Source organism: Pseudomonas sp. TE24901 (genome assembly GCF_054058375.1).
Genome location: NZ_JBSSAF010000008.1, coordinates 107,073 through 123,179, shown reverse-complemented (window position 1 = coordinate 123,179; position 16,107 = coordinate 107,073). Strand labels below are relative to the sequence as shown.

Here is a 16,107-nt window from a genome sequence, read left to right as displayed (position 1 = left end):
AAAAGTGGGCAGCCAGCGAAATCACTGCTCACCGCCCTCTCCACCTTGAAACACAACCTCAACTCACCGACCTAAACACACGCTTGAACACTACCTCATTCGCCAAACCGGCCTGCAAGGCGTCTAGCGAATCAGGCGCGATTCAAAACGTATACTTAAAACTCGTCATAACATTACGCGGCGCACCATAAACACTCCAACTATCCGCATACGCGTAGTAGCTGCGATCAAACACGTTGTTCACGTTCAACGTCGCACTCAAATTCTTGCTGATGTCATACCGCGCCATCAAATTGGTCAGCGCATAACTGCCCTGATCGAACGTGTGCAGGTCCATCCCCGTCTTGCTCTGCCAGTTCACGCCACCGCCCACGGTGATCTTGTCGAGCACACCTGGCAGGCGGTATGTGGTGAAGGTCTTGAGGCTGTGCCGTGGGCTGGTGGTGACAATGCGCTGATCGTCCTGGTTGGTGCTCACGCTGTACGCATAGCCCGCCGACGCTTGCCAGCCTTCGCTCAGTTCGCCGTTGAGTTCCAGTTCGACGCCTTGGGTGGTGGTGCCTTGCTCCAGGCGGTAGATGTCCGGCGCGCGCACGTACACCGCGAGGTTGTCCTGGTCGATCTTGAACAGCGCCAGGCTGGCGTTGAGTTTGTCGTCGTTGAAGCTGCCTTTCACCCCGACTTCATAGCCGGTGCCTTCCTGCGGGTCGAGGGCTTTGTTGTTTTCGTCGTGGACGCCATAGGCCTGCGGGTTGAAGATTTTGGTGTAGCTGGCGTACACCGCCCACGTTTCGCTCAGGTCGTAGACGATACCCGCGTAGGGCAGGAAAACGCCGTTGCGGGTTTCCTTGCTTTCGGTGTCTTGGGTCGGGTCAGCGTACACGCTGGATTCGTTGTTGCGCTTCCAGTTGGTGACGCGGCTGCCGAGGATGACCGCGGTGTTGTCGGTGACATGAAAGCGCGAGGTCAGGTAGGCGGCGTATTGGTTTTCTTCGATGTGGGTCTTGCCCACCGGCGTGGTGTCCGGGCGATTGGCGCCGCTGCCGTTCCAGTTGAAGATGTTGGGCACCGTGCCGTCGTAGCCGGTCCAGGAGCCGAACCAACCGCCGTGGCTCGGGGTGTTTTCGTTGTAGCGCGACATCGTGACGCCGGCGATCAACTCATGCTCGCGGCCGAGCAGGCTGAAGGGTCCGGTGAGGTAGGCATCGAGGTTGTTCTGGCGCGGTGTACCGGACCAGCGGTTGGGGTACAGATAAGCGCCCGCACCCGTGGCCTGATCGATGTCGCCATTCATGTAGTTGATCAGTTCATCGAACTGGTTCTGGGTGTGGCTGACTTCCACCTTGCCGCTCCAACCGTTGTCGAACTGATGCTCGATGGAGGTGAAGACGTTGGTCTGCTTGCGGTCGTTGTACGCCCAGTCCGGTGCGCTGTTGGCGGAGCGGCTGAAATGGGTGCGGTTGCCGTTGCTGTAGAACATCTGGAAGCCGGTGCGCAGCGGGTCGTTGACTTGGTTGTTGATATAGCTGAAGCCCGCCGTGAGCATGGTGGCGTCGCTCAGGTCGAACTCGGAAATGCCGTACACCAGTTGCGAGTCGGTGTTGACGCGATCAACCCAGGAGTTCTGTTTCTTGTAGTCCACCACCAGGCGTCCGCGAACATTGCCGCTGTCGTTCAAGGGCCCGGACACATCGAAGCCCGTGCCATAACGGTCCCAACTGCCCGCCTCGCCCGTGATGCTGGCCTGGGCTTCGGCGGTCGGGCGCTTGCGGATCAGGTTGATGGTCGCCGAGGGCGTGCCCGAGCCGCTGATCAGGCCAGTGGCGCCGCGCACCACTTCAACACGGTCGTACATGGCGGTGTTTTGCGTGGTGTTGTCCAGGCGCGCCGAGGTGGGTACGCCGTCGATCTCGAAGTTGTTGATCTGGAAACCACGGGACCAGTACGTATCGTTCTCCGCGCCTACACCGACGCGCAGCACGGTGATGCCCGGCGTGGCTTCCAGCACTTCGGTGAGGTTGGTGAGCTTCTGGTCGTCGAGGCGCTGACGGGTGATGACCGTGAGCGACTGCGGGGTTTCTTTTTGAGTCAGGTTCAGCCGCGTCGAACTGCTGGACGAGTACGTGGTGTACAAGCCGGTGCCTTCAGTGGTCGAGCCCGGCGCCATGCCGGAGATCGACACCGTACTCAGTTGCAACGCGCCGCCTGCACCCGGCTGCAATTGATAGCGCCCCTCGCCGGTCTGCACCACCGTCAGCTCACTGCCTGCCAATAGCGTTTGCAGTGCCTGGTCGACCGTGTAGCTGCCGCGCAATGCCGGGCCGGTCTTGCCAGCGGTCAGCGCGGCATTGCCTGCCAGGTAGATGCCGGCCTGGGCGGCGAGCCGGTTGAGTTGGTCAGCCAGGGCGCCGGCCGGCAGATCGTAGGTCTGCACGCTGGCCTGCTCGGCGGCTGCCGCCCGTGGCGCCATGCTCAGGCTGGTGGGAATGGCCAAGGCAAACGCGATAGCCAGCGCCAAAGGTTGTGGTGAGTTACGCAGGAATGAGGACATAAAACGGTTCCGGTCGAAGGAGGCATCAAGCCGTTGTCCTTCACTAATTCGAATGAGCAACCAAAACCGGAAGCACACGATGCAAAAAAATCAGCGCGGAACCACCGTGGTCCACCAGGCGAAGCGCCGCTCGATGCGCACGGGCAAGACCTGCTCCAGCATCGCCAGCACTTGATCGGTGTCTTGCAGGGGATACGTGCCCATCACCCGAAGGTTGGCGACCTGCGGGTCAATGCCCAGATGGCCATGGCGATAGCTGGCCAGTTCGCCGATAAAGTCCCCCAGGCGCATATCGTTCGCCATCAGCACACCTTTTGCCCAAGCCTCACGCCCAGGTTGCGCACGTTGCGTTGCGCCCAGGTGCTGACGGTCAAATAGAACGCCCTGCCCCGCCGGTATGATGCGGCGTTGATCCGTGTCACCGCAGCTGGCCTCCACGCTGCCCTCAAATACATTGAGCAGCGTGTGCCCCTCCTGTTCACGCACGCTGAAGCGTGTGCCGAGCGGACGCACGCGGCCCTGCGGCGTATCCACCACGAAGGGGCGGCCGTCCTTGCCGGTATTGATCAGGATTTCGCCGCTGTAGAGTTTCAACTCGCGCCGACCGGCGCTGAATTTCACATCCAACGCCGTGCCGCTGTTGAGCCAAATGCGCGTTCCGTCGGCCAACAACTGCTCGCCCAACACCGTGGTGCTCGTATGGAAATCCGCGTTCCAAGCCCCCGCCACCCAACGCTGCTGCCAACCGGCCCACCCCAACAGCGTACCGCCCAAGACCACCGACAACCCACGCAACACCTGGCGCCGCGAACGCTGGGACTGCCGCAAACTCTCCAACGTCTTGTTGGCACTCACGGCATCGTCCTGCAACGGTGCAAAGCGTTGCCCCACACGTGCGACATAGCTCCAGGCCAGACGGTTGACTTCACTGTGGGCATGCCATTGGCGCCAGGCCTCATGCAGCGGCAACGCGTTGGGTTCGGCATTCAGGCGGGCGAACCAGTCGGCGGCCTGTTGCAAAGTGGCGTGGTCGAGGCCACCGGGGTTGGTGCTCATGCCAAGGCACCGTCCAACTCAGCCTCCAGCACCATGCACTGGAACATGGCTTGGCCGATGTATTTGGTAACGGTGCGCTCGCTCACGCCAATCCGTAACGCGATCTCGCGATAGCTCAAGCCCTCGATCTGGGCCAGGCAGAATGCCTCGGACACCTTGGTCGGCAAGCGATCAAGCATCGCCTGCAAATGCACGAGGGCCTCCAGCACCAATGCCCGGTGCTCTTCCGAAGGCGCGCACGCTTCAGGCCGGCTCGCCAACACCTCAAGCCAGGCCTGCTCCACGTGCTTGCGTCGGAAGAAATCCACACACACATTGCGCGACAAGGTACTGAGGTACGCACGCGCATGCCCTTCGCTGCCGAACTCACGCGGGTGGCTCAACAGCCTGACAAACACATCATGAGCCAGCTCGGCGGCATCACTGACATTGCCGAGTTTTCGCGCCAGCCAGCGTTGAATCCAACCGTGATGGGCGCAATACAGGCTACTGATGCTCAAAGATGCGGTGCCGGGCTCGGGAAGCGGGGGCATACACAGCCCTACGAATAAGAATTGTTCCCAATGGTAATGAGAAAAACTGGCCACCACAACGAGCAAAAGCAACGGCATTGCGGCGGACAGCGTGAAGCACGAGGTCTTTTTTTTCCGCTACAGAACAGGGATCATCGCCCTCCCAAAAGACGCCGAGGAACCGAAACCATGGAATTGACGCTGGAAGCGGTGGCGCTCTTTGCACTGAAACTGGTGCACGAGACGGACGGCGGCAGCCCGATTTTGCGCGATGACCCGGTGATGGTGGGGTATGACCGCGAGGTGTTTGGGTTGTTGGTGCGGCAGGGGGATCTGGCGGCTATTCAACTCAAGGTTGATGAATGCCTGACACTGGCACTCAAGTCTCTGGGCGGCGCCGATACCGTGATGGGGCGAGAGCTGCAACGGCTTGCGGTGGACGTGCGCCAAGCGTCAACACTTGAAGCACTCAATGCCCCGCTCAGCACACTCAAGGACTATCTGAAAGCCATCCTGTAAAGCGCGACTCAGCGTCGCCCTTCCACCGCCATCCGCACCGCCAACCCCATCAACACCGAACCCATCAACCAGCGCTGCACCACTTGCCAGCCCGGCCGGGTGACGAAAAACACCGCGATAGAACCGGCCATGGTGGCAATCATCGCGTTGACGCTCACGCTGATAAAAATCTGCGTGAAGCCCAGCACCAACGATTGCGTCAGCACACTGCCATGGCCATTCGGGTCGATGAATTGAGGCAGCAACGACAGGTACATCACCGCTACCTTGGGGTTCAGCAGGTTGGTCACCAGGCCCATGGTGAACAGCTTGCGCGGGCTGTCTTGAGGCAGGTCCCGTACCTGAAACGGTGAACGCCCGCCCGGCTTCACGGCCTGCCAGGCCATGTAGAGCAGATACAACGCACCGCCAAAACGCAGGGCGTCGTAGGCAAACGGCACCGCCATCACCAGCGCCGTGATCCCCAGCGCCGCACACAGCATGTAAACCAGAAACCCCAACGCCACGCCGCCCAGCGAGATCAACCCCGCCGTGCGCCCCTGGCAGATCGAGCGGGAAATGAGGTAAATCATGTTCGGGCCGGGGGTGAGCACCATGCCGAGGGAAATCAGCGCGTAGGCTAGCCAGCTGGACAGTTCAGGCATGATGGGGCTCCGCTTTTCTAAACATCTGGCCAAGGTTGTCAGGTTGTCCGCCATGGTAGGGTGTTCGAAATGCCCGTGTTAGATACAGATCCGTGAGCAAAACGGCATACACACAAGGACAGGCACATGATCGACTTCAATAACAAAGGCTTTTTCAAACTCAAGCAAAACAACGAATACGCCGAACGCGTCTCGGCGCTGCTGCTGGACGGCGAAGAAGTGGTCGACGCCTACAAGGCCATGCGCGATGGCGTGGTCTTCACCACCAAACGCATCATCGCGGTCAACGTGCAGGGGATTACCGGCAGCAAGAAGGACTTCACCTCGCTGCCGTACAAGAACATCGTGGCGTATTCGGTGGAAACGGCTGGGACGTTTGATCTGGATTCGGAGTTGGAGATCTACTTTTCTTCGCTCGGGAAAGTGAAGTTTGAATTCACCGGGAAGACCTCGATTGTGGAAATCTCGCGGTTGATTTCCAAGCATCTGCTGGGCTGATCGGCAGGTAAAAAGCGACACCCTCACAACATTTCCGCGATTACAAACCCGCTGACTTTTCCCACGGGCACCATCGAACAAAGCCAATATCAACCCTCACTTCCGCCCTCGTAGGCTCACTCCCCCACACAAGGAAGTGAGCCGGTCATGTCAGAGCGCTTTTACCCTCCCACCGAAGAAGAACTGCTCAAACAGCGCATCCTGACCCCGCAACCATCGCGCGCGCCCTATTCGCCGGTGATCGATTCTTTCATCCCCGCTCCCCCCTCAAAACCGCCCCCCGCCAAACCTCCCGGCTGTACCTTCACCAAACCCTGCCAACTGCCCGACGGCATCATTCGTTACAGCGATCCGACGGGGTATGTGCCGCTGGAACTGATCAAGGACTACGGCCATTTCAGCCTGTTGGGCGGGCGCGAGGTGGACAGCCAGGGCGTGGTTGCTCTGCGCAAGATCAGCGGCAGTGCACTGCCTGTTGGGTTGGGGCAGTTGGCGTTACATTCGGTCGCTTTGGAGACGGCAGTCGCGGCGGCAGGCACTGTGGCCGCAGGGCTACTGACGGGGCTGGTCGCGTTGGTCTGGCCATCAGAGTTGGGGGACAGCGCGCTTTACACCGAAGAACAGTTGCGTTCGATGCAGCGGGCGCGTTCGCAGATGCGGTTGCAGGTTGAGCAGCGTGAGGATGGCACGCTCAAGGGGTATGGGTTTTACACGGGCAACCATGCCGATTGGCAGATGATTGATGTGGTGCAGTTTCAAGCCCGTGGCGATCAGTTTGTGGCGGATTTGGGTGAGGGTGTTGAACTGATCTGGACGCCTGCGGTTGACCCGAGCGACACGCTGGGTATTCCGGCCTTGGAGGCTGCGCCACAAGCGCCAGTGATGTGGATTTACCCGCCGACGGAGAAGGTGGCGCAGATTCTGGTGAACCCGATTTATCCGCCGGAGTATCGGGATTTTATTCTGGTGTTCCCGGTGGAGTCGGGGGTTCGGCCGCTGTATGTGGTGGTGAGTGTTAAGGCTGGGGATCACAAGTACCACAAGGCGCCGAATACTAAACAAATAACTGGTTTTGAAAACCTGATAAAAGCAAAACCAATGACTCCCAGACGAGGAGGTGCCGGCCTGAGAGAGCGCTGGATTGAAGAGAAAGGCAGGAGAATCTATGAGTGGGATTCCCAGCATGGAGAATTGGAAGTTTATCTAGCAAGTGATGGAAGCCATATAGGTGCGTTCAATCACATAACCGGCGAGCAGTTAGAAGGGCCGAAGAAAAAGCGAAACATCAAAAAATATCTGTGAGGGACACGTGGGATTAAAAGTGAGACTGGAATGGTTCGACAGAACCACCGAGCGTCTAAGCGGGACGGAGGACTCAGCGGATTTGGGAGACGACTACTCCGTGATTTCCAAGCTTGGGCTATCGATAGATGAGGATGTCAACAACGGTATGTTTGAGCTGCGTCGCGAGTGGTTATCGCTGGTACAGGTGCACTTCTCTCACGGAATCGCTCTTTCAGAAAGCGATTACTTCATCGCATTTGATTACGAAGATGCGAACGAATAACACAGACGTAGAGGGTTCAGCTTCATGCGCAGACTGTCACTGACAGACAAAAAGCTCCGAAACATTCCCAGGCACCTCAGAGCCCTGACCCGCTGGGCAGACAACTTCGAAGGCTGCTTTTACGAAGAGTTACCGCCACGACCTGACTTCGTGAATATAAGAATCCCAGTTATCGAAAATCTTGTTGAAGGCAAACAAACCACGTCGGAGATTCTGGCGCACTGCGCTCAACAATTGATCATAGTTGCAGGCCATTTGCTTGAAGCACGATCAGACAATGACCCTGAGTGTTGGGTTGTCGCCTGCATCATGGTCCCGAACATGTTCTCTAGCCGTGTCTGTGTCTACACCGACAAAGCACGCCACCTCGGCCACACTCAGCCCTTCAACTACGACTACTTCCGCCAAACCCGTATCACCGGCCGAAGCCTCGCCAGTGAATGGCGCCTGACCGTTCCGCCAGGGCTTCACGAGGTTGGCTTTCACTTCGTTCATGAGGACGAAAAAGGAAACGTCTTCGAGTCAGAGCATTGGTACTTCGGCGAAGTCAGTACGAACGATGAAGACCCAGGCGGAGAACGTTGGAAGTATCAAACCTTCAGGTCCTTCCAAGCGCAGCATCCGCACCTGTTCGGCCCGTCCGTTTAACCCGCGCCGTCACCAGAACTGTCGTCATTGACGATAGAGAGAGGCCTCCAAAAAGGTGATGAAGATCAGATTGCGATGGTACGAAAAACAAAGCAATGACTTGAAGGCAGCTGAGTACTCATCGGATATCGAAGATCCAGACAGTGTTTTTGAAGCATTGGGTCTAGGCGAAGAGACCGCGATATACGCCGACGTATTCAACGTACTGCCTAACTGGATAACGATTATTCAACCGTATTTTCAGCACATGATTGAACCCAACAAGCTCGACTACCAAATTTCCTTCCGCTACCAGGGCGCCTGGCCGCCAGCTCCAAAGCAACCTAAGAAGGCGTCTTGATGCAATGAAACCTACACCACAAAAGCCCCTCCTCTACCGCTCAGCCGGCCTGCTGCAAAAGGTCAATCCGCGTCTGACGCCCGAGCAGATGAACCCCTTTTACGACGGCTACACCCACACCTTCAACGGGGTGGTATTCGCACAACCTTCAGCGCGCAAACGGTGGGCAATGCCCACCGTTCAATCAAGCCTGCTTACCCCTCCTTCGCTTCACTCCCTTCCCCCCCAATCAACACCCGATTCGCCGGATCGGTAATATCAAACACCTGCTGCGCACACGCCGCGCGGTTGCTTCTGAACTGGAACTCCACCAGGTACACCTTCGCCTTCTCCGGGCTGAATGTGCTCATCACCGGCCCACAGCTGTAATACGCGCCGTTGCCCTGGCTTCTCGCCGAGCTGGACACGGTGAGTTGCTTGCCCGGATCGACCTGAACCTCCAGCTGTGGAAAACGCTTGAACCCGGCGCTGGCGACGGTCTGGTTGAGTTTGGCGATCCAGTTAAAGACCTTGCCTTCCCCCGTGTCCATCACGGTGCCAAGGGTTTCCAGGCGTTGGTCGGGGTCACCTTCACGGCGGATGGCGAACTCGACGGGGTTGGTGCCGCCGCTGGCCTTCATGATGACTTTGGCGTGCTCGGCATCCACAGCTACAGTTTTCTGGCGGAATTGCACGCCGTCCTTGAGCAGGCTGGGCGAAGAGTCGCGTTGGTTGGAGTGGCAGGCGCCCAGGGCCAGGGCGAGGGAGAGCAGCGCGACGCGCTTCATGGGGATGTCCTTATCGGGATGAGAGTGATGACTGGACCCGAGTTTAAACAGTTTGTTCCCCACGGGAACGAACAGCGGCTGAGGCTCAAGAAAACAGCGGTGCGGGCATTGTGGTTTGGCAGGCGTACCCAGGCGCCCTCCACTCCCAGATTTGCCCGGTGTCACGCTCGACACCGCTCAATCTGTGCGGGAGCGGTAGCACTTCAGCAAGGCGGATAGGCGCCAGTGATCACTTCGGCTGGAACGTCTCGAGGTACGCCAGGATGTTCTGGATTTTTTCCTGATCGCTGATGCCCCAGAAAATCATGCGCGTGCCGCTGACGACTTTCTTTGGCGCCTCGATGTAGGCGGCGAGTTTATCGCGAGTCCAGACCACGCCGGAGTTCTTCATCGCGTCGGAATATTGATAGTCGGTGGTGGTGCCGGCCGGGCGGTCGATGATGCCGTTGAGCTGCGGCCCGAAACCGCCGCGCGCGCCTTCGCCGATGCTATGGCAACCGCCGCAGGTCTTGGTGAAGAGCTTGCCACCGGCTTCGGCATCGCCCGCGGAGAAGGCCGGGGCGCTGAGGATCATGGCAAGGGTCAATAAGGCGACACGTTTCATGGAAAACTCCACATCAAGGTACCGTCCATTATGCCCAATATCGCTTGTAGTGAGCGGGCTTGCCCCGCGCGGCGGTGTGTCAGATAAGCACGATGTACCTGACACTCCGCAGCGCGGGGCAAGCCCGCTCACTACAAGCTGCCCCAGGCATCAGATTTGGCGGTGGGAGAGCCTTGTGCACTGCAACAACACTAGGCAACCGCGCAAGCCTGCGTGTTTGAGCAACCATCCATCGTTTAGCACATATCCAATCGAACCTATTGAGGCCTGCCCCACTCCACCCATTTGAACCCTGATGGTGGAGTAAGGATCATGGCTCAGCCATCGATTTTAGTGTTGGAAGACGACGAGATCATTCGCTCGTTGATGGTGGACGTGCTGGAGGAGTTTGGTGCCCATGTCACTTCCTTTCCTTCGGCGGATGAAGGGATGATTTTCCTGGAGCGGGCCGATGACCCGGTGGACCTGATTGTCAGCGATATCCAGATGCCGGGTTTGCTCAACGGTTATGACTTGAGTCGGGTAGTAGCCCATCGCTGGCCTTCGGTGCCGGTAGTGCTGACATCTGGCAATACCAAGCTGGCAGCGCAACTGGGCAGCAGCGTGCGCTTCCTGCCCAAGCCCTGGAGCGCCGAGCATCTGCTTGAATGTGTGCAAACGGCATTGACTCAGCAAGGATTGTCCATGCATTGATAGCCTTGCGATATCACTTAAAGCGAACTTGGTACGGGAGCTTGTGGTCATTCAATAGAGCAAGGAGCGACTTTTCTGATCCGCTGGTCAGGCTTTTCGCCTTGTGCGTACAGCCGACGGCAATGAGTTGTGTAGAATCGTCGCCCATTTTCACGCGTCATTCATGGCCGCAAGGCCCACTGTTCGAGCTCATTGCATGCATTCACAGGCCCATGACGTCGGTGCGCCCTCACTGCTGGAAACACTGCGTACAGGCACTGCCCTGTTGCATGTGGCGTTGGAAAAGCGCCTGCCGTTCTTCTCCGAGCGCCTGGATACCGACTGGTATCGGCGCCTGCTCCAGGCGTATTACGGTTTTTACCGTCCAATGGAAACAGCACTGTATGACAGTGGGTTGATCCCCGAGGGGTTCGATACAGTGATGCGTGTGAAAACACCTACACTGGCGAAAGACCTTCACGCACTCGGTCTGGATGACAGCACCCTCGACGCCTTGCCTCGCTGCAACGCACTGCCCATTTTTGACACCCCCGCTGCCTGCCTCGGCGCCCTGTATGTGCTCGAAGGCGCGACGCTGGGCGGCCAAGTGCTGCGCCGGGAAATGGCCCAGCGCTTGGGCCTGGATGCAGACAACGGTGGAGCGTTTCTCAATGTTTATGGCGCCGAGACCGGACGGCGCTGGAAAGACTTTCTCGACTACCTGGGCCGCCTGCCACTGGATGCACCCGCCAAACAGCACGCGGTAGAGGCTGCCCGTTCGACATTCAGCGGCTTTGAGCAATGGCTCGACCGCCAGGAGGTACTGCTATGAAACCCGAAGATTTTGAAGAGCTGCTTGCCAACTGCGCCGACGAGCCCATCCGTTTCCCAGGGGCTATCCAACCCCACGGCGTACTGCTGACCTTGTCGGAACCCGGCCTGGATATCATCCAGGTCAGTGCCAACGTTGGCACCTTGTTCGGCCACATGCCCGAGGCGCTGCTGGGCAAGCCTCTGCACACCTTGTTGGGCGCTGAGCACGTCAACGCCGTGCAATCCATGGCGGAAAACAACACGTTTTTCGATGCACCGCCCCTGCATGTCACCCTCAACGGCGCGTCGTTCGAAGGCCTGCTGCATCGCCATCAGAACGTGCTGGTGCTGGAGTTCGAACCGCGGATTGAAGACTTCAAACCACGAGCGCTGAACGGTCGCACCAGTGACCTGGGCAAAATGTTGCAGCGTCTGCAGTCGGCGAAAACCCTGCAAGCGTTGTACGAAATCAGTGTGAACGAAATCCAGGCCATGACCGGTTATGACCGGGTGCTGATCTACCGCTTCGAAGAGGAAGGTCACGGCCAGGTCATTGCCGAAGCGTCGGCGCCGTCCATGGAGCTGTTCAACGGGTTGTTCTTCCCCGCGTCCGACATCCCGGAACAAGCCCGCGAGCTGTACCGTACCAACTGGCTGCGCATCATTCCGAATGCCGCCTATGAACCGGTGCCGCTGCTGCCCAAGCTGCGCCCGGACACCGGCCAGCCGCTGGACCTGAGTTTCGCCACCCTGCGCAGCGTGTCGCCGATTCACTGCCAATACATGCAGAACATGGGCGTGCTGTCCTCCATGAGCATTTCCCTGATGAAGGGCGATAAGCTCTGGGGCCTGATCAGTTGCGGCAACCGCGAACCGTTGCTGGTACCCAATGAGCTGCGCACGGCCTGCCAGACCATCGGCCAGGTGCTGTCGTTGCAGATCAGCGCCATGGAAGCACTGGACCTGAGCCGTCAGCGTGAAGAGAAGGTCGAGGCCCTGGCATTGCTGGAGCAGGCGATGAAGGCCAGCGAAGAAAACGTCTTCGACGGCCTCGCCCAACAGCCGCAAGTGTTGATGGACCTGACCCTGTCCGGCGGTGTGGCGATCATCGAAGACAAGCAACTGCATCGCTACGGCAATTGCCCGGAGCCGGCGCAGATCCGCGCCCTGCACAAGTGGCTGATCGAGACCGGCGAGCCGGTGTTTTCCAGCCACAACCTGGCGTCGGTGTACCCGCCTGCCGCCGAGTATCAGCAAGTCGCCAGTGGCGTATTGGCCATGAGCCTGCCCAAGCCGGTGGATAACGGTGTGCTGTGGTTCCGCCCGGAAGTCAAAGAGAACATCAACTGGAGTGGCGACCCGAGCAAACCGCTGGACCTGGAAAATTCCGACGCGGGTTTGCGCCTTCGCCCACGCACGTCGTTTGAAATCTGGAAAGTGGAAATGGCCGGCATCTCCACCAAGTGGAGCCACGGCGACCGCTTTGCTGCCAACGACCTGCGTCGCTCCGCCCTGGAAAACGACCTGGCCCGTCAGGTACTGCGCGAGCAACAGGCGGTACGCGCTCGTGATGAGCTGGTGGCGGTGGTGTCCCACGACCTGCGCAACCCGATGACCGTAATCTCGATGCTGTGCGGCATGATGCAAAAAGCCTTCAGCTCCGATGGCCCGCACACCTCGCGGCGGATTTCCTCGGCCATCGACACCATGCAACAGGCGGCCGGACGCATGAACGTGCTGCTGGAAGATTTGCTCGACACCTCGAAAATCGAAGCAGGGCGCTATGTGGTCAAGCCGGTGCCCCTGGATGTCAGCCAGATCTTTGAAGAAGCTTATTCACTGCTGGCGCCGTTGGCGATGGAGAAAGGCATCGACCTGTCGTTCAACACCGAGCCCGGCCTGCAGATCAACGCCGACCCGGAGCGCTTGTTCCAGGTGCTGTCGAACCTGATCGGCAACGCCATCAAGTTCACTCCGCGCCAAGGCAATATCGGCATCAGCGCCATGAGCAATGGCGAGGAGATTGTGTTTTCGGTGCGCGACTCCGGCGAAGGGATTGCACCAGAACAACTGCCTCATGTGTTTGATCGCTATTGGACACAGACCGAAAACAATCCGACCGGCAGCGGCCTTGGGCTGTACATCACGCAAGGCATCGTCCAGGCCCATGGCGGCAAGATTGTTGCTGAAAGTGAAGTGGGTCGTGGCAGCGAGTTCCGGTTCACCGTGCCTAAAGTGACAGACGACGTACTCCGATAATCGATCACCCTGCCGGGCAGCCTTGCTGCCCCGGCCTTCCCTCTTACCGGATAAATACTTTGTATTTATTCGCGCACCTGAACACTGATGCGATTAAGCGACAGTTAATTAAAAAACCCACAAACCCTTAACTTTTTTATAAAAAAATATCCACGCAATACATTACAACCAGTAGCACTCCCCACCTCGCCATTCAAAGCAAAAACAATTAACTTGCCTCTCGCACTGTTACAGGGAAGAACATGCCGTGTAGAACTTACTATCAACTTTAAAAAGAGATATCACCATGATCAACTCTATCAGCACCTACCCTGTTTTATACCTTGTCAGCCCGGACACTCAACACAACCCGCCAATCAACGCTCGCCAAAAGCGCAGCCTTGACGAGGCAGACCTCCAGGCTTCGGCCTTTGACACCACGTCCAGTGCTGACAAATCTCGCAGGCGTACTGGTGGAGGCCTGGACAGTCTTGGCCGAGGCAACTTACTGTAAATTCAACGTTCATTAAATAGTTCCGTGAAAGCAGCGCTCAATGCGCTGCTTTCTCTATCTTCACGCACGCTGCATTTAAAAAACGCGACCTATTAACGAAACTTCTACATTCATTATTGTACCCTGCCGCTCTACCTCTTAACGTGAGCTATCCGTTTGATGCCAGAGCCATCATCGCTCCCCTCCGTACTCGCCGGCCCCTTACTACGCCGTGTAGAACCCAAGCGCCTGGTGTTATGGCTCGTGGCCAGTCGGCAGCTGACGCTGACCCTGAAGTTGCAACTTCCTCACACAACCTTGGCTATTCCCCTGGCCGCTCATAGCCAGGTCATTGCCGTCGGTCGTCACGCCTTTATCCATCTGATCGATGTGCCCTTGGCAGAGGAAATGCCCAGCGATGTGAACATAGGCTTCGATTTGCTGATCGACAATCAGGGTATCGTCCAATGGGCCCCCCACTTGCTTTACGCAGGGGCCTCAATGCCCCACTTCGTCTTACACAGCCGCATTCACCAACTGGTTCACGGCTCCTGCCGCAAGCCTCATCACCGCGCCGACGAAGGCCTGCTCTGTGTCGACCGCCTGCTGGCCAACGCCCCTACCCCGGCCGAGCGTCCCGCCCTGCTGATGATGAGCGGCGACCAGGTCTATGCCGATGACGTTGCCGGGCCGATGCTGCGGGCGATCCATGCCTTGATCGCGCGCCTGGGCCTGTTCGATGAATACCTGGAAGGCGCCGTGGTGGACGACAGCGCCAGCCTCTACGGGCATCGCGCCAGTTACTACCATCGTGCCGATTTGCTGCCCGCGCTGGACAGCAACGAGACCCTGCGCGAGCGCTTCTTTGGCGGCGTGAAAAAGCCGATCTTCACCAGCAGCACTGCCGACAATCATCTGGTGACCTTCGCCGAAGTGATCGCGATGTATTTGCTGGTCTGGTCGCCCACGCCCTGGACGTTGGTCGACACGCAGGCCCCGACGTTGAGCGCACCCGAACAACAGCGCTACGCCCGCGAACAGGTGCAGATCGACCAATTCCGCCAGGGGCTGCCGGGTGTCGCACGGGTGTTCGCTCACCTGTCCACCCTGATGATCTTTGACGATCACGACATCACCGACGACTGGAACCTCAGCGCCCAGTGGGAACAAACCGCCTACGGCCATCCCTTTTCCCGGCGCATCATCGGCAATGCCCTGCTCGCCTACCTGCTGTGCCAGGGCTGGGGCAACCAGCCGGAGGTGTTTGGCGAACTGGTGGACCAGACCCGCGCATTGACTGCGCGAGCGCAGGACAACCACCTGGATGCCTCTGCGCAGGATGAGTTGCTCAAGACCTTGCTGAGGTTCCAACACTGGCACTACGTACTGCCCACCACCCCCGCCCTGGTGGTGCTTGACACCCGCACCCGACGTTGGCGCAGTGAGTTCGCCCTCAAGCAACCCTCTGGCCTGCTCGACTGGGAAGCCTTGAGCGAACTGCAACAAGAACTGCTGGACCACCCCTCGGCCATCATCGTCTCGCCCGCGCCGATCTTCGGGGTCAAGCTGATCGAAACCGTGCAGAAAGTCTTCAGCTGGTGCGGCCACCCGTTACTGGTGGACGCGGAAAACTGGATGGCCCATCGCGGCGCCGCCCACGCGATCCTCAACATCTTCCGCCACTCCCGCACGCCGGGTAACTACGTGATTCTTTCGGGCGATGTGCACTACTCGTTCGTCTACGAAGTGCTGATCCGTCACCGCAATGCCGGCCCCCAGATCTGGCAGATCACCAGCAGCGGCATCAAGAACGAATTCCCGCCGCGCCTGCTGGAATGGTTCGACCGCCTCAACCGGTGGCTCTACTCGCCACGCTCGCCCCTCAACGGCTTCACCCGCCGTCGCGCCCTGCAGGTAGTGCCCCATACCCCGGAGCACGCCGAAGCCGGCGAGCGGCTGTGGAACAGTGCAGGGATCGGCCAGGTGTTTTTCAATGAGCAGGGGCAACCTGAGGAAATCTACCAGCACAACGCGGATGGCAAGCCTCGGACGAGAATGGTGGCGCCGAAGTGATAACGCTTCACTCCTACTAAAGCATCGCCCCCACCCTATTCAACCCCCACCCGCCCCGTTGTACAGTAGCCCCAGCCACGGAGTATCGGCGTAAACAACGACTGGCCTTGGG

Annotated in this window: 17 protein-coding genes; 10 read left to right on the top strand and 7 right to left on the bottom strand. The window is 58.7% G+C overall.

The window, feature by feature from the left end:
• Positions 1–142: 142 nt before the first annotated feature.
• From ACVWVP_RS17535 to ACVWVP_RS17525, 3 genes are all read right to left on the bottom strand, one after another.
• Positions 143–2,551: a TonB-dependent siderophore receptor gene (locus tag ACVWVP_RS17535; protein ID WP_259174711.1), complete on the bottom strand. Its 2,409-nt coding sequence runs from the start codon at positions 2,549–2,551 to the stop codon at positions 143–145.
• Positions 2,552–2,641: 90 nt separating this feature from the next.
• Complete coding sequence (locus ACVWVP_RS17530; RefSeq protein ID WP_178921606.1) at positions 2,642–3,607, bottom strand: FecR domain-containing protein; 966 nt, start codon at positions 3,605–3,607, stop codon at positions 2,642–2,644.
• Entirely contained in the window at positions 3,604–4,140 is a 537-nt protein-coding gene (locus ACVWVP_RS17525; RefSeq protein ID WP_457407406.1) for a sigma-70 family RNA polymerase sigma factor, read from the bottom strand. Before ACVWVP_RS17525 ends, ACVWVP_RS17530 begins: the two co-directional genes overlap by 4 nt.
• 168 nt (positions 4,141–4,308) lie before the next feature.
• On the opposite strand from ACVWVP_RS17525, the gene ACVWVP_RS17520 reads away from it, so the two are divergent.
• A complete protein-coding gene (locus tag ACVWVP_RS17520) occupies positions 4,309–4,638 on the top strand; it encodes a hypothetical protein (RefSeq protein ID WP_178921604.1) in 330 nt (109 codons plus the stop codon).
• Positions 4,639–4,646: 8 nt separating this feature from the next.
• On the opposite strand, the gene ACVWVP_RS17515 is transcribed toward ACVWVP_RS17520, so the two are convergent.
• The gene (locus ACVWVP_RS17515; protein ID WP_178921603.1) at positions 4,647–5,282 is read right to left on the bottom strand and encodes a LysE family translocator; all 636 of its coding nucleotides are present in this window, start codon (positions 5,280–5,282) and stop codon (positions 4,647–4,649) included.
• Positions 5,283–5,408: 126 nt separating this feature from the next.
• Between ACVWVP_RS17515 and ACVWVP_RS17510 the strand changes: the two genes are divergently transcribed.
• From ACVWVP_RS17510 to ACVWVP_RS17490, 5 genes are all read left to right on the top strand, one after another.
• Complete coding sequence (locus tag ACVWVP_RS17510) at positions 5,409–5,780, top strand: PH domain-containing protein (protein WP_176997007.1); 372 nt, start codon at positions 5,409–5,411, stop codon at positions 5,778–5,780.
• Positions 5,781–5,927: 147 nt separating this feature from the next.
• A complete protein-coding gene (locus tag ACVWVP_RS17505) occupies positions 5,928–7,082 on the top strand; it encodes an S-type pyocin domain-containing protein (protein WP_457407401.1) in 1,155 nt (384 codons plus the stop codon).
• A 7-nt stretch (positions 7,083–7,089) separates the two neighbouring features.
• On the top strand, positions 7,090–7,347 hold the full coding sequence (locus ACVWVP_RS17500) for a colicin E3-like toxin immunity protein (RefSeq protein WP_457407399.1): 258 nt from the start codon (positions 7,090–7,092) through the stop codon (positions 7,345–7,347).
• Positions 7,348–7,371: 24 nt separating this feature from the next.
• The gene (locus ACVWVP_RS17495; RefSeq protein ID WP_457407396.1) at positions 7,372–7,995 is read left to right on the top strand and encodes a DUF3916 domain-containing protein; all 624 of its coding nucleotides are present in this window, start codon (positions 7,372–7,374) and stop codon (positions 7,993–7,995) included.
• A gap of 58 nt (positions 7,996–8,053) precedes the next feature.
• Positions 8,054–8,335: a colicin E3-like toxin immunity protein gene (locus ACVWVP_RS17490; protein WP_178925985.1), complete on the top strand. Its 282-nt coding sequence runs from the start codon at positions 8,054–8,056 to the stop codon at positions 8,333–8,335.
• Between the two features lie 194 nt (positions 8,336–8,529).
• Here the strand turns inward: ACVWVP_RS17490 and ACVWVP_RS17485 are convergent, their stop codons facing one another.
• Both ACVWVP_RS17485 and ACVWVP_RS17480 read right to left on the bottom strand, forming a co-directional pair.
• Positions 8,530–9,102 carry a hypothetical protein gene (locus ACVWVP_RS17485; protein ID WP_457407393.1) on the bottom strand — a complete coding sequence of 191 codons (573 nt, stop codon included), beginning with the start codon at positions 9,100–9,102 and terminating at the stop codon, positions 8,530–8,532.
• 229 nt (positions 9,103–9,331) lie between these two features.
• Entirely contained in the window at positions 9,332–9,706 is a 375-nt protein-coding gene (locus ACVWVP_RS17480; RefSeq protein WP_457407390.1) for a c-type cytochrome, read from the bottom strand.
• 312 nt (positions 9,707–10,018) lie between these two features.
• Between ACVWVP_RS17480 and ACVWVP_RS17475 the strand changes: the two genes are divergently transcribed.
• The 3 genes from ACVWVP_RS17475 (at position 10,019) to ACVWVP_RS17465 (ending at position 13,450) form a co-directional block, all read left to right on the top strand.
• On the top strand, positions 10,019–10,399 hold the full coding sequence (locus ACVWVP_RS17475) for a response regulator (RefSeq protein WP_178925988.1): 381 nt from the start codon (positions 10,019–10,021) through the stop codon (positions 10,397–10,399).
• Between the two features lie 196 nt (positions 10,400–10,595).
• The gene (locus ACVWVP_RS17470; RefSeq protein ID WP_178925989.1) at positions 10,596–11,210 is read left to right on the top strand and encodes a biliverdin-producing heme oxygenase; all 615 of its coding nucleotides are present in this window, start codon (positions 10,596–10,598) and stop codon (positions 11,208–11,210) included.
• Entirely contained in the window at positions 11,207–13,450 is a 2,244-nt protein-coding gene (locus ACVWVP_RS17465) for an ATP-binding protein (protein ID WP_457407385.1), read from the top strand. Before ACVWVP_RS17470 ends, ACVWVP_RS17465 begins: the two co-directional genes overlap by 4 nt.
• A 727-nt stretch (positions 13,451–14,177) precedes the next feature.
• On the opposite strand, the gene ACVWVP_RS17460 is transcribed toward ACVWVP_RS17465, so the two are convergent.
• A complete protein-coding gene (locus tag ACVWVP_RS17460; RefSeq protein ID WP_256732985.1) occupies positions 14,178–14,390 on the bottom strand; it encodes a hypothetical protein in 213 nt (70 codons plus the stop codon).
• A 33-nt stretch (positions 14,391–14,423) separates the two neighbouring features.
• Here ACVWVP_RS17460 and ACVWVP_RS17455 point away from each other — a divergent pair, with 33 nt between their 5' ends.
• Positions 14,424–15,995 (top strand): alkaline phosphatase D family protein, encoded by a 1,572-nt coding sequence (locus tag ACVWVP_RS17455; RefSeq protein ID WP_259174725.1) that lies wholly within the window; start codon positions 14,424–14,426, stop codon positions 15,993–15,995.
• The last annotated feature ends 112 nt before the right edge of the window (positions 15,996–16,107 follow it).

What these genes read in the sequence shown, in the direction of transcription:
- ACVWVP_RS17485 (WP_457407393.1), bottom strand. Translation starts at nt 9,102, where the DNA reads ATGAAGCGCGTCGCGCTGCTCTCCCTCGCCCTGGCCCTGGGCGCCTGC.
- ACVWVP_RS17505 (WP_457407401.1), top strand. Translation starts at nt 5,928, where the DNA reads ATGTCAGAGCGCTTTTACCCTCCCACCGAAGAAGAACTGCTCAAACAG.
- ACVWVP_RS17520 (WP_178921604.1), top strand. Translation starts at nt 4,309, where the DNA reads ATGGAATTGACGCTGGAAGCGGTGGCGCTCTTTGCACTGAAACTGGTG.
- ACVWVP_RS17510 (WP_176997007.1), top strand. Translation starts at nt 5,409, where the DNA reads ATGATCGACTTCAATAACAAAGGCTTTTTCAAACTCAAGCAAAACAAC.
- ACVWVP_RS17470 (WP_178925989.1), top strand. Translation starts at nt 10,596, where the DNA reads ATGCATTCACAGGCCCATGACGTCGGTGCGCCCTCACTGCTGGAAACA.
- ACVWVP_RS17490 (WP_178925985.1), top strand. Translation starts at nt 8,054, where the DNA reads ATGAAGATCAGATTGCGATGGTACGAAAAACAAAGCAATGACTTGAAG.
- ACVWVP_RS17530 (WP_178921606.1), bottom strand. Translation starts at nt 3,607, where the DNA reads ATGAGCACCAACCCCGGTGGCCTCGACCACGCCACTTTGCAACAGGCC.
- ACVWVP_RS17495 (WP_457407396.1), top strand. Translation starts at nt 7,372, where the DNA reads ATGCGCAGACTGTCACTGACAGACAAAAAGCTCCGAAACATTCCCAGG.
- ACVWVP_RS17480 (WP_457407390.1), bottom strand. Translation starts at nt 9,706, where the DNA reads ATGAAACGTGTCGCCTTATTGACCCTTGCCATGATCCTCAGCGCCCCG.
- ACVWVP_RS17455 (WP_259174725.1), top strand. Translation starts at nt 14,424, where the DNA reads ATGCCCCACTTCGTCTTACACAGCCGCATTCACCAACTGGTTCACGGC.
- ACVWVP_RS17475 (WP_178925988.1), top strand. Translation starts at nt 10,019, where the DNA reads ATGGCTCAGCCATCGATTTTAGTGTTGGAAGACGACGAGATCATTCGC.
- ACVWVP_RS17535 (WP_259174711.1), bottom strand. Translation starts at nt 2,551, where the DNA reads ATGTCCTCATTCCTGCGTAACTCACCACAACCTTTGGCGCTGGCTATC.
- ACVWVP_RS17525 (WP_457407406.1), bottom strand. Translation starts at nt 4,140, where the DNA reads ATGCCCCCGCTTCCCGAGCCCGGCACCGCATCTTTGAGCATCAGTAGC.
- ACVWVP_RS17515 (WP_178921603.1), bottom strand. Translation starts at nt 5,282, where the DNA reads ATGCCTGAACTGTCCAGCTGGCTAGCCTACGCGCTGATTTCCCTCGGC.
- ACVWVP_RS17465 (WP_457407385.1), top strand. Translation starts at nt 11,207, where the DNA reads ATGAAACCCGAAGATTTTGAAGAGCTGCTTGCCAACTGCGCCGACGAG.